At 60.6% G+C, this 15,757-nt stretch carries 14 protein-coding genes; 7 read left to right on the forward strand and 7 right to left on the reverse strand.

Features of this window, described 5'->3' with window-relative positions:
* Positions 1-68: 68 nt before the first annotated feature.
* The 4 genes from lepB to lptF all read right to left on the reverse strand — a co-directional run bounded on the left by lepB (position 69) and on the right by lptF (position 5,071).
* Positions 69-923: a signal peptidase I gene (lepB, locus tag C5F71_RS06840; protein WP_029297478.1), complete on the reverse strand. Its 855-nt coding sequence runs from the start codon at positions 921-923 to the stop codon at positions 69-71.
* A 5-nt stretch (positions 924-928) separates the two neighbouring features.
* Positions 929-2,728 carry a translation elongation factor 4 gene (lepA, locus tag C5F71_RS06845; protein ID WP_029297480.1) on the reverse strand — a complete coding sequence of 600 codons (1,800 nt, stop codon included), beginning with the start codon at positions 2,726-2,728 and terminating at the stop codon, positions 929-931.
* A gap of 152 nt (positions 2,729-2,880) precedes the next feature.
* Positions 2,881-3,960 (reverse strand): LPS export ABC transporter permease LptG, encoded by a 1,080-nt coding sequence (lptG, locus tag C5F71_RS06850; protein ID WP_029297482.1) that lies wholly within the window; start codon positions 3,958-3,960, stop codon positions 2,881-2,883.
* Entirely contained in the window at positions 3,953-5,071 is a 1,119-nt protein-coding gene (gene lptF, locus C5F71_RS06855; RefSeq protein WP_029297484.1) for an LPS export ABC transporter permease LptF, read from the reverse strand. The genes lptG and lptF overlap by 8 nt, the downstream gene beginning before the upstream one ends.
* Positions 5,072-5,353: 282 nt before the next feature.
* On the opposite strand from lptF, the gene C5F71_RS06860 reads away from it, so the two are divergent.
* The 5 genes from C5F71_RS06860 (at position 5,354) to rlmF (ending at position 12,122) form a co-directional block, all read left to right on the forward strand.
* The gene (locus C5F71_RS06860) at positions 5,354-6,844 is read left to right on the forward strand and encodes a leucyl aminopeptidase (RefSeq protein ID WP_029297486.1); all 1,491 of its coding nucleotides are present in this window, start codon (positions 5,354-5,356) and stop codon (positions 6,842-6,844) included.
* 156 nt (positions 6,845-7,000) lie between these two features.
* Positions 7,001-7,429, forward strand: a complete 429-nt coding sequence (locus C5F71_RS06865; RefSeq protein ID WP_029297488.1) for a DNA polymerase III subunit chi — start codon at positions 7,001-7,003, stop codon at positions 7,427-7,429.
* 7 nt (positions 7,430-7,436) lie between these two features.
* The gene (locus C5F71_RS06870; protein ID WP_070995713.1) at positions 7,437-7,820 is read left to right on the forward strand and encodes a DNA polymerase III subunit chi; all 384 of its coding nucleotides are present in this window, start codon (positions 7,437-7,439) and stop codon (positions 7,818-7,820) included.
* A 213-nt stretch (positions 7,821-8,033) separates the two neighbouring features.
* Positions 8,034-10,880, forward strand: coding sequence for a valine--tRNA ligase (locus C5F71_RS06875; protein ID WP_029297493.1), 2,847 nt, complete (start codon positions 8,034-8,036; stop codon positions 10,878-10,880).
* Positions 10,881-11,105: 225 nt separating this feature from the next.
* Positions 11,106-12,122, forward strand: coding sequence for a 23S rRNA (adenine(1618)-N(6))-methyltransferase RlmF (gene rlmF, locus C5F71_RS06880; RefSeq protein ID WP_029297495.1), 1,017 nt, complete (start codon positions 11,106-11,108; stop codon positions 12,120-12,122).
* 109 nt (positions 12,123-12,231) lie between these two features.
* Here rlmF and C5F71_RS06885 read toward each other — a convergent pair whose 3' ends face one another.
* Entirely contained in the window at positions 12,232-12,513 is a 282-nt protein-coding gene (locus tag C5F71_RS06885; RefSeq protein ID WP_029297497.1) for an HU family DNA-binding protein, read from the reverse strand.
* A gap of 396 nt (positions 12,514-12,909) precedes the next feature.
* Here C5F71_RS06885 and yejK point away from each other — a divergent pair, with 396 nt between their 5' ends.
* Together yejK and C5F71_RS06895 are read left to right on the forward strand one after the other, a co-directional pair.
* Positions 12,910-13,914: a nucleoid-associated protein YejK gene (gene yejK / locus C5F71_RS06890; protein ID WP_029297499.1), complete on the forward strand. Its 1,005-nt coding sequence runs from the start codon at positions 12,910-12,912 to the stop codon at positions 13,912-13,914.
* On the forward strand, positions 13,914-14,264 hold the full coding sequence (locus C5F71_RS06895) for a glutaredoxin family protein (protein ID WP_029297501.1): 351 nt from the start codon (positions 13,914-13,916) through the stop codon (positions 14,262-14,264). The genes yejK and C5F71_RS06895 overlap by 1 nt, the downstream gene beginning before the upstream one ends.
* 175 nt (positions 14,265-14,439) lie before the next feature.
* Here C5F71_RS06895 and C5F71_RS06900 read toward each other — a convergent pair whose 3' ends face one another.
* Together C5F71_RS06900 and C5F71_RS06905 are read right to left on the reverse strand one after the other, a co-directional pair.
* Complete coding sequence (locus C5F71_RS06900; RefSeq protein WP_104910861.1) at positions 14,440-15,375, reverse strand: glutathione S-transferase family protein; 936 nt, start codon at positions 15,373-15,375, stop codon at positions 14,440-14,442.
* A gap of 81 nt (positions 15,376-15,456) precedes the next feature.
* Complete coding sequence (locus tag C5F71_RS06905) at positions 15,457-15,741, reverse strand: GIY-YIG nuclease family protein (RefSeq protein WP_029297505.1); 285 nt, start codon at positions 15,739-15,741, stop codon at positions 15,457-15,459.
* Positions 15,742-15,757 lie beyond the last annotated feature (16 nt).

The raw sequence follows: 15,757 nt of genomic DNA on the forward strand, positions 1-15,757 counted from the left end.
GCTCGAGGCCGGACCAATGTCCAAGCCCCAGAAAAGCATTCGGCGCTGTGTTCACAGCGCCGCATGGATTACTTGATCAGCCCCACCCGCGAGAAGTTCGGCAGGTGGCTGAGTTTGGGTTCCGGCCAGCTCATCCAGACCGCGAAGGCCTTGCCGACGATATTCTGGTCGGGAACCATGCCCAGCAGCTCCTTGGGAATGCTTGGATCATCCCAGTAGCGGCTGTCATTGGAGTTGTCGCGGTTGTCGCCCATCATGAAGTAGTGCCCGGCAGGCACGGTCCACTGGTTGTCGGGCGGCGAACGGTAGCGGCTCATTTCCTTGCGGATCTGGTGCTCTACCGCCCCGAGTTTTTCCTCGTACAGCTCGGCGCTGCCCAGGGTGTTCGGCTCGGAACCGATGAGTTTCTCGGCCACCGACTCACCATTGACGAACAGGCGCTTGTCGCTGGTGTAGCGGATCACGTCACCCGGCAGGCCGACCACACGCTTGATGTAGTTGACGTTCGGGTCGCTTGGGTAGCGGAACACCATCACATCGCCGCGTTGCGGATCACCCACCTCGATGATTTTCTTGTCGATCACCGGCAAGCGGATCCCGTAGGAAAACTTGTTCACCAGGATGAAGTCGCCGACATCCAGGGTTGGCTTCATCGACCCCGAAGGGATCTGGAACGGCTCCACCAGAAACGAGCGCAGCACCAGCACGATGAACAACACCGGGAAGAACGACTTGCCGTATTCAACCAGCAAGGGCTCTTTGTTCAGCTTCTCGATCACCACGCCATCGGGCTGGCTGACGCTGCCCTGATAGGACGCGATGGCCGCCCGACGACGCGGGGCGAAGAACACCAGATCGAGCAGCGCCAGGAGACCACAGACGGCAACGGCGATGACCAGCAACAGCGGGAAATTTAGTGACATAGGACCTAACTATCCAACCTGAGCACCGCAAGGAAGGCTTCTTGTGGAATTTCCACGTTGCCCACTTGCTTCATGCGTTTTTTACCGGCCTTTTGCTTCTCAAGCAGCTTGCGCTTACGGCTCACGTCGCCACCGTAGCATTTGGCCAGTACGTTCTTTCTGAGTGCCTTGACGGAGGTCCGCGCAATGATCTGCCCGCCAATGGCGGCCTGGATCGCGACGTCGAACATCTGGCGCGGAATCAGTTCTTTCATCTTCTCGGTAAGCTGGCGGCCTTTGTAGTGCGCATTGTCCTTGTGGACGATGAGCGCCAGGGCATCCACCTTGTCACCGTTGATCAATACATCGAGCTTCACCAGATTGGCCGATTGGTAACGGTCGAAATGGTAATCCAGCGAAGCATAGCCGCGACTGGTGGATTTGAGACGGTCAAAGAAGTCCAGGACCACTTCGTTCATCGGCAAATCATAGGTCACTTGGACCTGGGTACCGAGGAACAGCATGTCGTGCTGCACGCCACGTTTTTCGATACACAGGGTAATGACGTTACCCAGGTGCTCTTGCGGCACAAGAATATTGGCCCGCACGATCGGTTCGCGCATGTCTTCGATGGACGACAGATCCGGCAGCTTGGACGGGTTGTCGACGTAAATCGTTTCACCGGTTTTCAGCGCCAGCTCAAAAATAACCGTCGGCGCGGTGGTGATTAGGTCCAGGTCGTACTCGCGCTCCAGGCGCTCCTGGATGATCTCCATGTGCAGCATGCCCAGGAACCCACAGCGGAAACCGAAGCCCAGGGCGTCGGAGCTTTCCGGGGTGTACTGCAACGACGAGTCGTTGAGGGTCAGCTTCTGCAGGGCTTCGCGGAAGTCCTCGAAGTCGTCGGAGCTGACCGGGAACAGGCCGGCGTAGACCTGTGGCTGGATGCGCTTGAAACCTGGCAGCACGTCGACATCAGGCGTCGAGCTCAAGGTCAGGGTGTCACCGACCGGTGCACCGTGGATGTCCTTGATACCGGCGATGATGAAGCCTACTTCACCGGCTTTCAGGTCAACGGTGGCGGTGTGTTTCGGGTTGAATACACCGACGCTGTCCACTAGGTGGATCTTGCCGGTGGACTTGACCAGGATCTTGTCGCCCTTCTTCACCCGGCCATGGCGCACACGTACCAGGGAGACAACACCCAGGTAGTTGTCGAACCAGGAGTCGATGATCAACGCTTGCAGCGGATCTTCGATGTTGCCGGTGGGGGCCGGAATGGTCTTGACCAGGCGTTCGAGCACTTCGTCGACGCCCAGGCCGGTCTTGGCGCTGCACTCGACGGCGTCGGTGGCGTCAATGCCGATGATTTTTTCGATTTCTTCCTTCACCCGGTCCGGATCGGCCTGTGGCAGGTCGATCTTGTTCAGCACCGGCATGACTTCCAGGCCCTGCTCGATGGCGGTGTAGCAGTTGGCCACGGACTGGGCTTCTACACCCTGACCCGCGTCCACCACCAGCAACGCGCCTTCACAGGCCGCCAGGGAACGGCTGACTTCGTAGGTGAAGTCGACGTGGCCCGGGGTGTCAATGAAGTTCAGTTGGTACTTGATACCGTCTTTGGCGGTGTAGTACAGGGTAACGCTGTGGGCCTTGATGGTGATCCCGCGCTCGCGTTCGAGGTCCATGGAGTCCAGGACCTGGGCTTCCATTTCACGCTCGGCAAGGCCGCCGCACATCTGGATGAATCGATCGGCCAGCGTCGACTTACCATGGTCAATGTGGGCGATGATGGAGAAATTGCGGATATGACTCAAATCACTCACGGATCAACACTCAAAAAGGCTGCAGGCAGATTGCCCGCTGAAAAATAGCCGGGAATTGTACCTGATGCTCGGGCCAGACGTCATCTTTGGCGACCAATAACAAAAATGCCCCGTTCTTGCGAATGGGGCATTTTTTGTTCAACACGCGCGGATCAACCGGCCCGCCGCAGCAGCCAGAACCCGGCCAGGGCACAGATGCCGGTCGGCACCAGCACCGCAAACAGCGGCGAGAAGCCGAATACCAGGCTCGACGGCCCCAGCAGGTCCTGGGCAATGCGGAAGGTGAAACCGACCAATACCCCGGTAAATACACGCTGGCCCAGGGTTACCGAGCGCAACGGGCCGAAAATAAACGAAATCGCCATCAGCACCAGTGCGGCGGTCACCACCGGCTGCAACACCTTGACCCAAAATGCCAACCAGTAGCGGCCATTGTTCAGGCCCTGCTCCTTGAGGTAGTGGATATAGCTCCACAAACCGGAGATCGGCAGGCTTTCCGGGATCATCACCACGGTATTGAGCAGTTCCGGCTTGAGCGCGATGTCCCAGGCCTGGGTCGGCTCGTTGATCACTTCGGTGCTGGCCTCGGTGCCTTTGCCAGGATTGCGAAAATGGGTGGTGGTGACATCGCTCAACACCCACTGGTTGTCACTGAACTGTGCCCGCTTGGCAAAGCTCGACGACAGCATGTGGCGCTCGTCATCAAAGCGATAGCGGGTGACACCCACCAGCAGGCCGCCGGGTTGCACCGCGTTGATGTGAATGAATTCATCACCCTGGCGGTGCCACAGGCCCCGCTTGGAGCTCTGGGCATCGCCCGAACCCTGGGCCAGCGCACGGTTGGCCTGGGCCGTGGTTTCCGCCGGTGGCGCCACGTATTCGCCGATCAGCACGCTGGCGGCCATCAGCAGCAGCATGGGTTTCATCACAGCCCAGACGATACGGGCAATGGACACCCCGGCTGCGCGCATGATGGTCAGTTCGCTGTTGCTGGCCAGGCTGCCCAGGCCGATCAGGCAACCGATCAGCGCGGCCATCGGCATCATGTCGTAGAGCCGGCGCGGCGCGGTCAGCGCCACGTAGCTCAGTACGTCAGTGACCGTATAGGTATCGGTGACGTTGCCCACTTCATCAATGAAGGCAAACAACGACGCCAGGCCGAGGATGATGCCCAATACTGCCAGGATGGCGACCAGTACGCTGCTACCGATGTAGCGATCCAACTTACCCACGAGCCATCTCCTTCATGCCGCGACGGCTCTGCATTTTCAAACGAATCGGTTCCCAGTACAGCAGGCCCAGGCCAATCATCAGGAAGATGCCGTGGACCCACCACAACCCCAGGGTCGGCGACAGCTTGCCCTTCTCCAGGGAGCCACGGGCGGAAATCAGGATGGTCAGGTAGGCCATGTACAAAAGGATCGCCGGCAGCAACTTGAGGAAGCGGCCCTGCCGCGGGTTGACCCGGGACAGTGGCACCGCCATCAAGGTGACGATAAACACCAGCAACGGCAGGGAAATACGCCATTGCAGCTCGGCAATCGAGCGCCGTTCCTGGCTGCCGATCAGGGCCTGGGTCGGGATCGCATCGCGGTCGGTGACCTCGTTGCTCACATCCGGCCGGGCCAGCATGACGCCATAGGTGTCGTACTTGATGGCGCGGTAGTCGGCCTGGCCGGGGCTGCCGTCGTAGCGGTAGCCGTTTTCCAGGATCAGGTAGCGGCTGCCGTCCGGACGCACTTCCTGGCGCCCGCTATCGGCCACCAACACGGAAATGCCACGGTCTTTTTTGTCCTGGCCCAGGCGTTTCTCGGAGATGAATACACCACCGAGGTTGGCCCGATCATCGGTCATACGCTCGGTGTAGGTCACCCGGGTGCCGTCGTTGAGCGCCTGGAAGCGGCCCGGCTCGAGGGTGTCGAACTCGGTCATGGCGTCCTGTTTGTTGAGCACCAGCTGAAACTGCATGGCGCCCTGGGGGGCCAGGCTCAGGCTCAGCCAGGCCACCACCAGCGCCACGCCGGTGGCCGGGACCATGGTCATGGCCAACAGGCGCTGCTGGCTCATGCCGGTGGCCGACAGTACGGTCATCTCGCTTTCGAGATAGAGCCGGCCATAGGCCAGCAGGATCCCGAGAAACAGCCCCAGGGGCAGGATCAGTTGCAGGAAGCCTGGCAGGCGAAAACCCATGATCAGGAACAGAGAACCCGGATCCAGGGCACCCGAGGCAGCCTGGGCCAGGTATTTGACGAAACGACCACTCATGATGATGACCAGCAATACCGCACTCACGGCACTCAGGGTCAGCAGGACTTCGCGGGACAGATAACGGAAGACGATCAAACCAGACACTCCAGGGTTGTCAGGCTAAGGCGGCCAAACAAGCAAGCATATCAAGTCGCCCCGTTGACACGGGCCGGCGAAAAAGATGGCGCATTATCCTGTGATTGTCGGCGCCTGTCACGGAGCTTGCTCACACCGGTGCACAAAGCTGGCTTCAAGGGTTGTCAGGCTCGGGCGGCGCGGTACAAACTGCGGGCTTTGTCGCGGTCACCCACAGGTGGCCCAGCCTACAGGCCGGAGTACAGACTCCAGGCTCTTTGACCTTATATAAGGGACCCGAACATGGAATTGGTTGTAAAAAGCGTTAGCCCCGAAACGTTGAAGACCGCCACCCTCGTGGTCGCCGTCGGCGAAGGCCGCAAGCTCGGCGCCGCCGCCAAACAAGTCGACGAACTGAGCGGTGGCGCCATCAGCGCCGTGCTCAAGCGTGGCGACCTGGCCGGCAAAGTCGGGCAAAGCCTGCTGCTGCAAAGCCTGCCCAACCTTAAAGCCGACCGCGTATTGCTGGTAGGCGTGGGCAAGGACGCTGAACTGGGCGACCGCCCGTTCCGCAAGATCATCAGCGGCATCCTCAGCACCCTCAAGGGCCTGGGCGGCAGCGATGCGGCACTGGCGCTGGACGAAATCGTGGTCAAGGGCCGCGACAGCTACGGCAAGACCCGCCTGCTGGCCGAAACCCTGCTGGATGGCGGCTACACCTTCGATCAGTTCAAGAGCCAGAAAGCCGAACCCCGCGCCCTGAAGAAAATCACCCTGCTGACCATCAAGGCCGCCCAGGCTGAAGTGCAGCGCGCCGCCACCCACGCCCAGGCCATCGCGGCCGGCATGGCGTTCACCCGCGACTTGGGCAATATGCCACCAAACATCTGCCACCCAACCTACCTGGGCGAACAGGCCAAGGCCCTGGGCAAAGAGTTCAAGGGCCTGAAAGTCGAGGTCCTGGACGAGAAGAAGATCAAGGACCTGGGCATGGGCTCGTTCTATGCCGTGGGCCAGGGCAGCGACCAGCCACCGCGCCTGATCGTCATGCAATACAACGGCGGCAAGAAAGCCGACAAACCGTTCGCCCTGGTCGGTAAAGGCATCACGTTCGACACCGGCGGCATCAGCCTCAAGCCGGGCGCCGGCATGGACGAGATGAAATACGACATGGGCGGTGCCGCCAGTGTCTTCGGTACCCTGCGTGCCGTGCTCGAACTCAAGCTGCCGATCAACCTGGTGTGCATCCTGGCCTGTGCCGAGAACATGCCGAGCGGCGGTGCTGCCCGCCCAGGCGATATCGTGACCACCATGAGCGGCCAGACCGTGGAAATCCTCAACACCGACGCCGAAGGCCGCCTGGTGCTGTGCGATGCCCTGACCTACGCCGAGCGCTTCAAGCCGCAAGCGGTGATCGACATTGCTACCTTGACCGGCGCCTGCATCGTGGCCCTGGGCTCCCATACCTCGGGCCTCTTGGGCAACAACGACGAACTGGTCGAACAACTGCTCAGCGCCGGCAAGGCTGCCGACGACCGCGCCTGGCAATTGCCGCTGTTCGATGAGTACCAGGAGCAACTGGACAGCCCGTTCGCCGACATCGCCAACATTGGCGGGCCAAAGGCCGGCACCATCACCGCCGCCTGCTTCCTGTCGCGTTTTGCCAAGAACTTCAACTGGGCCCACCTGGATATCGCCGGCACGGCCTGGACCAGCGGCGGCAAGGACAAGGGCGCTACCGGTCGTCCGGTTCCGCTGCTGACCCAGTACCTGCTGGATCGCGCCAAGGCCTAAACATCACGGCCCCTGCTTGACCCTGTAGGAGCGAGCTTGCTCGCGAAAAACGTCAACGATAACGCGTACAGCCTGAATAAACGCGTTGCTCTTGAGTTCTTCGCGAGCAAGCTCGCTCCTACAGGGGAAAGCGTGCAGGCCGCTGCAGGACATGTAATGACCCAAGTCGACTTCTATATATTGCCCAGCGCCGATCCGTCGGCTCGCCTGGACTTTGCCTGCAAACTCACGGAAAAGGCCTGGCGCATGGGCCACCGCATCTACCTGCATTGCAGCGACGCCGCCCAGCGTGACGACCTCGATGCCCGCCTGTGGCGCTTCAAGGGTGAGAGCTTCGTGCCCCACGGCCCCGCAGAATCTGAGCCCGAAGGGCTGGTGGTGCTGGGTTTGGGCGACAGTTGTGGTGATCACCATGACCTATTGGTCAACCTGGACCTGAAAGTGCCGGCCTTCGCCAAGGGTTTCGCCCGCGTGGCGGAAGTGGTGGTGGAAGACCCGGCTATTCGTCAGGCCGCGCGGGAGAGTTTCCGTTTCTACCGCGAACAGGGCTATTCTCTGCAAGATCACCGATTACAGCGACTCTGAGCACATGATGGACACTTCCAACCCGCTAAAACCCTCCGACCACCTGCTGGACGACCTTGAGTCGATCCGCCAGTTGCTGGGTGATGACAACCTGCAACCGCCGCTGCTGACCGATACCGTCGCAGAAGAGGTGCAGATCCCCCTGCTGTTCGACCTGGTCAACGCCAAGCCCGCCGCTGTCGAGCCTGTGGAGCCGCCCGTCGTCCAGGCAGAGCCCGCCGCCGAAAAAGCCCCCGATGCCCTGCTGCTGCACCTGGACAACGAACTGCGCGCCGCAGCGCAATTGATCATGCAGGACGTGATCGACGACTTTGCCCCGCATATCGAAACCGAGATCAAGCGCCGGATGGATGCGCGCATGGAGCGGTTGCTCAGCCAGTACCAGTCCTAAGCCACATAGATATCCCCTGTAGGAGCGGGCTTGCCCGCGATGGCGGTGGATCAGTCGATTTGTCGATGACTGACACACCGCTATCGCGGGCAAGCCCGTTGCCACATTTGCCCCGCGCCAGCCTTGGCCCCTCTCTTCGTCTCGCCCTCTCCCCTATCCCCCGTTATACTTGTCGGCTTTCCTGAATAAATGCCAACTAGGGTCCCGCCGCGCATGGATAAGACCTACCAGCCGCACGCCATTGAAACTTCCTGGTACAACACCTGGGAATCCGAGAATTACTTCGCCCCTCAAGGCGCGGGTGATTCCTACACGATCATGATCCCGCCGCCGAACGTCACCGGCAGCCTGCACATGGGTCACGGTTTCAACAACGCGATCATGGACGCCCTGATCCGTTTCCGCCGCATGCAGGGTCGCAACACCCTGTGGCAGCCGGGTACCGACCATGCCGGCATCGCCACCCAGATGCTGGTGGAACGCCAACTGGAAGCCACCGGTCAGAGCCGTCACGACCTGGGCCGCGAGAAATTCCTGGAGAAGATCTGGGAGTGGAAGGACCAGTCCGGCGGCAATATCAGCCGCCAGATCCGTCGCCTCGGTTCGTCCGTAGACTGGAGCCGCGAGCGCTTCACCATGGACGATGGCCTGTCGGAAGCGGTCAAGGAAGCCTTCGTGCGCCTGCATGAAGATGGCCTGATCTACCGCGGCAAGCGCCTGGTCAACTGGGACACCAAGCTGCACACGGCGATTTCCGACCTTGAAGTGGAAAACCACGACGAGAAAGGTTTCCTGTGGAACCTCAAGTACCCGCTGGCCGACGGCGCCAAGACCGCCGAGGGCAATGACTACCTGATCGTCGCCACCACCCGTCCGGAAACCATGCTCGGCGACTCTGCCGTGGCCGTTAACCCGAACGATGAGCGCTACCAGGCACTGATCGGCAAATTCGTCGAGCTGCCACTGGTTGGCCGTCGCATCCCGATCATCGCCGATGATTACTGCGACCCTGAATTCGGCACCGGCTGTGTGAAAATCACTCCGGCCCACGATTTCAACGACTATGAAGTCGGCAAGCGCCACAACCTGCCGCTGCTGAACATCTTCGACAAGAACGCCGCCATTCTGCCGGCCTGCCAGGTGTTCAACCTCGACGGCACGCTGAACGACAGCATCGACGGCAAGATCCCGGCCGAATACGCCGGCCTCGACCGTTTCGAAGCGCGCAAGCAGATCGTTGCCGCCTTCGATGCCGCAGGCTTGCTGGTCAGCGTGGATGACCACGCCCTGAAAGTGCCGAAAGGCGACCGCTCCGGCACCGTGATCGAGCCGTGGCTGACCGACCAGTGGTACGTGTCCACCAAACCGCTGGCAGAACCTGCGATTGCTGCCGTGGAAGATGGCCGCATCCAGTTCGTGCCCAAACAGTACGAAAACATGTACTTCTCGTGGATGCGTGATATCCAGGATTGGTGCATCAGCCGTCAACTGTGGTGGGGCCACCGCATTCCGGCCTGGTACGACGAGTCGGGCAAAGTCTATGTAGGGCGTGACGAAGCCGAAGTGCGGGCCAAGCACAACCTCGGCCCGGACGTGGCGCTGCAACAGGACAACGACGTACTGGACACCTGGTTCAGCTCTGGCCTGTGGACGTTCTCCACCCTGGGCTGGCCGCAGCAGACCGAATTCCTCAAGAAATTCCACTCCACCGACGTGCTGGTCACCGGTTTCGACATCATTTTCTTCTGGGTCGCCCGGATGATCATGCTCACCATGCACTTGGTGAAGAACGAAGACGGTACCCCGCAGGTACCGTTCAAGACCGTGTACGTGCACGGCCTGGTGCGTGATGGTCAGGGCCAGAAGATGTCCAAGTCCAAGGGCAACGTCCTTGACCCGCTGGACATCATCGACGGCATCGACCTCGAAACCCTGGTGCAAAAGCGCACCTCGGGCCTGATGCAGCCGAAACTGGCGAAGAAGATCGAGAAGCAGACCCGCGACGAGTTTGCCGACGGCATCGCCAGCTACGGCACCGACGCCCTGCGCTTCACCTTCTGCTCGCTGGCGTCCACCGGTCGCGACATCAAGTTCGACATGGGCCGCGTCGAAGGCTACCGCAACTTCTGCAACAAGATCTGGAACGCAGCGCGCTACGTGCTGGACAAGGGCGAAGACTGCGGCCAGAACGGCGAAGCCTTCGAACTGAGCCTGGCTGATCGCTGGATCATCTCGCAGTTGCAGCGCACCGAAGCCGAAGTGACCCGCCAACTCGACCAGTTCCGTTTCGACCTGGCCGCGCAGGCGCTGTACGAGTTCATCTGGAACCAGTATTGCGACTGGTACCTGGAACTGTCCAAGCCCGTGCTGTGGGACGAGAACGCGCCGATCGAGCGTCAGCGCGGCACCCGCCGCACCCTGGTGCGCGTGCTGGAAGTGGCGCTGCGCCTGGCGCACCCGTTCATGCCGTTCATCACCGAAGAAATCTGGCAGCGCCTGGCGCCGCTGGCCGGTATCGAAGGCAAGACCATCATGCTGCAACCTTGGCCAGTGGCCAATGAAGCACGCATCGACGAGGCTGCCGAAAGCGATATCGAATGGCTCAAGGCCCTGATGCTTGGCACACGCAACATCCGCGCCGAGATGAACATCGGCCCGGGCAAGCCATTGGCGGTGTTCGTGAAGAACGCCAGCGCCGAAGACCAGCGCCGTCTCACCGAGAACGACGCCCTGCTCAAGAAGCTGGCCAAGCTGGAGTCAATCACCGTATTGGCGGCTGGCGCCGAAGCACCGCTGTCCGCTACCGCACTGGTGGGCGAGATGGAAGTGCTGGTGCCGATGGCCGGCCTGATCGACAAAGGCGCCGAACTGGCGCGCCTGGACAAGGAAATCCTGCGTCTGCAAGGCGAAGTGCAGCGCGTGGGCGGCAAGCTGTCCAACGCCGCCTTCGTGGACAAGGCCCCGGCCGAAGTCATCGACAAGGAACGCGCCAAGCTGGCCGAAGCCGAACAGGCGTTGGGCAAGCTGGCGGAGCAACATGCGCGGATTTCCAGCCTGTAAGGTGGACCGTGTGTAAGAAAGAGGCCTTCGGGCCTCTTTTTTTGTGTTGAAAACCCAATCAAAGTGGGAGCGGGCTTGCTCGCGAATGCGGTATATCAGACACACACCCAATAACTGACACACTGCATTCGCGAGCAAGCCCGCTCCCACATTTAACCGAGATCAACTTCGGAATGTGTGACAATACCCACCACTTTTGAAGCAACCCCAGAATCGACGTAGCCCATGACCGCCCCCAGCACGCCAAAACCGCCCCGCAAGAAGCCGAAAACCGCCGCCACGGCCAAGCCCGTCGTGCCGCGCAAGGAAGCGACCCTGCATCCGCGCAACCGCCACCAGGGCCGCTACGACTTCCCCGCGCTGATCAAGACCACGCCAGAACTGGCCCAGTTTGTGATCATCAACCCCTACGGCAAGGAAAGCATCGACTTCGCCAGCCCGGACGCGGTGCGGGTGTTCAACCGGGCGCTGCTCAAGGCGTTCTATGGCGTGCAGCACTGGGACATCCCCGCAGACTACCTGTGCCCACCGGTGCCGGGCCGTGCCGATTACGTGCACTTCCTTGCCGACCTGCTGGCCAGCGTCAACGACGGCAAGATTCCCCGTGGCTCGATCGTCAAGGTGCTGGACATCGGCATGGGCGCCAACTGTGTCTATCCGCTGATCGGCTACATGGACTACCGCTGGAACTTCCTCGGCTCCGAGATTGATCCGACAGCGGTCGCCGCGGCCAAGGCCATTGTGCAGTCCAATGACCTGAGCAAGGTTATCCAACTGCGCCAGCAAACCAATCCCAAGCATATTCTGCTGGGGCTGCTGGAGCCGGGCGAACGGTTTGACCTGACCATGTGCAACCCGCCGTTCCATGCCTCCATGGACGAAGCGACCAAAGGCAGCGAGCGTAAATGGCGCGCCCTGGGCAAGGCCGATCCCAAGCGCAAATTGCCGGTGCTGAACTTCGGCGGCCAATCGGCAGAGTTGTGGTGTGAAGGCGGTGAGGCGCGGTTTGTCACGCAATTGATCGCCGAAAGCGCGCATTTCGCCCATAAAGTGCTGTGGTTCAGCACCCTGGTGTCAAAAGCGTCCAACCTGCCTGCCATCGAGACCGCCCTGAAAAAAGCCGGTGTCCTGGAAAGCCAGGTGGTGGAGATGTCCCAGGGCCAGAAACAAAGCCGTTTTGTGGCCTGGACCTTCCAGACCAAGAACGAGCAGCAGATCTGGCGCCAGCGCTGGGTGCGCTGACCCCGCGTCTGGAGGAGCGAGCTTGCTCGCTCCTACAGATAAAGCAAAAAACGCAGGCAACAAAAAACCGTGCCCGGATCGCTCCGGTGCACGGTTTTTTTACTGCGTCTTACTTGTTGATCGAGTCGGTCAGGCCTTTGGCCACAACCAGCTTGATCACTTTCTTGGCAGCGATTTCGATGGCAGCGCCAGTCGAAGGGTTACGGCCGGTACGGGCTGGACGCTCGGTCACTTTCAGCTTGCCAACACCTGGCAGAGTGATTTCGCCACCGTTTTCCAGCTGGTCAGCAACAACTTGGCTCAGTTGGTCCAGCAGAGCGCGCACGGTAGTTTTCGGTGCGTCTACTGCTTCAGCCAGGTCAGCGATCAGTTGGTCTTTAGTAATAGCCATTGTGGTGTTCCTTCCCTATCAAATTCATTTGGATTGCAGAGTGCAGTGTCAGCCATCGAGCCCGACCGTCATGGCCTGGCACCCCTGGCCATAACCGCGAGAGATCGGGGTTATAGATGCTTGAAACGGGGTTTGGTTCGACCTGACAAATGCTGAATGCACGCTTAACGCCGAGACATCGCGTAAGACGGGGCAAAACTAGCACAGAGACGGGGAAATATCCGCTTCTACCTACCCATTTGGTCAGCTTTATCGCTCTAAACCGTGAAAAAAAGGCATATGGGTCGTCAGAGGCCTCCCGAAACCGCTTCAAACGACGCCGCGACCAACGGGTGCGGTACACTGGCGACTTTTTCCGGGAGGCCAACCGCTCCCGCTCAACCAGCCGAGAAGCCCATGCCGATCCGTCATTGCATCGTCCACCTGATCGACAAAAAACCCGACGGCACGCCCGCAGTTCTCCATGCCCGTGACTCTGAATTGGCCGAGTCCGCTGCCATCGAGAACATGCTCGCCGACCTCAACGAGAGCTATAACGCCAAACAAGGCAAGGCCTGGGGTTTCTTCCATGCCGAGTCCGGCGCGCACCCGTTCAGCGGCTGGTTGAAGGAATACTTCGATGGCGGCAAGGATTTCACCGCCTTCAGCCGAATTGCCGTGGAACACCTGCAAAAGCTGATGGAGGAGTCCAACCTCTCCGTCGGCGGCCATGTGCTGTTTGCCCACTATCAACAAGGCATGACCGACTACCTGGCCATCGCCCTGCTGCACCACAGCGAAGGTGTGGCGGTGACCGACGAGCTGGACGTGACGCCCTCGCGCCACCTGGACCTGGGGCAACTGCACCTGGCAGCACGCATCAACGTGTCCGAATGGCAGAACAACAAGCAGTCCAAGCAGTACATCTCGTTTATCAAGGGCAAGAACGGCAAGAAGGTCTCGGAGTACTTCCGCGACTTTATCGGCTGCCAGGAAGGTGTCGATGGGCCGGGCGAGACCCGCACCCTGCTCAAGGCCTTCAGTGATTTCGTCGAGAGCGAAGACCTGCCGGACGAGTCCGCCCGCGAGAAAACCAAGACCCTGGTGGACTACGCCAGCAGCCAGGCCAAGCTCGGCGAGCCCATGGGCCTGGAAGAGCTGTCGGGGTTGATCGATGAAGATCGGCCAAAAGCGTTCTACGATCATATCCGCAACAAGGATTACGGCCTGTCGCCGGAAATTCCCGCAGATAAGCGCACCCTCAACCAGTTCCGCCGCTTCACCGGGCGCGCCGAAGGGCTGTCGATCAGCTTTGAAGCGCACTTGCTGGGCGACAAGATCGAGTATGACGAAGCCGCCGGCACCTTGATCATCAAGGGCCTGCCGACCCAGCTCACCGACCAGCTCAAGCGTCGTAACTGATGCTTGGCGGGGTGCTGAAGAAGGTCCTGCTGGTGTTGCTGGTGGTGGTGGCGATCCAGAACTGGGGCAAGATCGAGCGGCTGTTCAACCCCTCGCAGGTGGTCCCGGAGCAAACCCGAGCGTCAGCGCGGGTGGTGCTGTATGCCACCGACTGGTGTGGCTACTGCAAGCAGATCCAGCGATTCCTGGATCAGAAGGGCATTCCCTACAAAAACGTGGATATCGACAAGGATCCCGAAGGCCGCAAGGCCTATCAGGCGCTGGGCGGCGGCGGGATTCCGTTTGTGGATGTGAACGGCACGCTGATTCGCGAATACAACCCGGACGCGATCCTGTCCGCCCTCAAATAACTGTGGCGAGGGGGCTTGTCCCCCGCTGGGCTGCGTAGCAGCCCCAAAACCTACACCCTCGGTTTTGCCTGAGATTACTCAGTGGCCTTACTGGGGCTGCTATGCAGCCCAACGGGGGACAAGCCCCCTCGCCACTGAAATATCCAACCTGCACCACAGATACACCTAATCCAACCTACAGCTGCTGGATACCGAACCCCAATCGCGGGAAATGCACATGCACGGTGCCGGCGCGCTCATCTTCGCGGCGCAGGATCAGTTCTTCGCGACCGGCAAATATCAACTCGCCTACCACCGGGTCGACACCATAGTCGGTCGCGGCGATGCTCACTGGCTGGCCCACCTTGAACCCGTTGGGGTCTTCAAACACTTCATCCGGCAACGCCGCAGGCGCGCTATCACGGGCGATGTCCAGTGCCTGGCTGGCACTCATCTCGCTGGCGGTGCCATGCCCGAAGCCCAGCACCCGGGCAAGCCAGGCGCCGACAACCGGATAGTTATCCACCAGCGGCGACGTCACCGACGAGCCCTTGAGGAACCACAACGGATGGGCCATGGAGAAGTCGGCAATCGACGGTTCGCCAAACAGGAAATCCCCCGACTGACGCTGCAGTTGTTGCTCAAGCCGCGCAATGATGGCCGGCCACTGGTGCCGGGCCACGTCCAGCTGCACGCGGGTGGCAGTACCGTCGCCGAACATCTTGCTGCGGTCTGCAACCAGTACCTGCAGCAAATGCGGCGGCACCTTGGCAAATTTCACGGCCAGGGATTCAGGCTGGAATACCAGGGCCACGGCGTGGGAAAACACCACCGAATCAGCCCAGGCCGCAAAGCTCTGGCTGACCAGCTCCTGACCTTCGGGAAACAGTGGGGGCGTGGCCTTTTCCTGCTCCAGGCGGCGGGCGATCAGCGCAGTGTCACAATAAATATCCGCACCGACCTGCAACACCGGGGTTTTACGGTAGCCGCCGGTCAAGGCCGTCAGGTCGGGTTTGGGCATCACCGGGGGAATGGTCACCGATTGCCAGGACAGCCCTTTGAAGCCCAGGAGCAGGCGGGCTTTTTCCGCGAAGGGGGATTGGGGGTAGTGGTGCAGGATCAACTCAGACATGCCGGACTCCGCCAGATGAAGGAACCGCCAGCTTATCGTGCAAAAACGCAGTGGCCTACCCATTGGGCTGATGGGAACTGATCAGTCAGATTGATAAGCCCGCGCCAGACACTCCTTGGCGCTTTTCTTGAGTTTTTTTATCAGGCGTTCCTGGCGCAAGGCCTCGCCCTTGCTTGCGCAGGCCTCGGTATACACCAGCGCCACCGCCGGGCTGGAAAGAAAGAACCGCGCGCCTTTGCCGCTTTGATGGGTCGCAAAGCGGCGCACCGGATCATTGCTGATCCCGCAATAGAGCGAGCCATTGGCGGCACGGACCAGGTAGACAAACCAGGGTTTCGGCACGGCAGGTTCAGGCGAACTGTTCACGAAGTATTCAGGCCAG

Source organism: Pseudomonas sp. LG1D9 (assembly GCF_002949995.1).
Taxonomy (GTDB): domain Bacteria; phylum Pseudomonadota; class Gammaproteobacteria; order Pseudomonadales; family Pseudomonadaceae; genus Aquipseudomonas; species Aquipseudomonas proteolytica.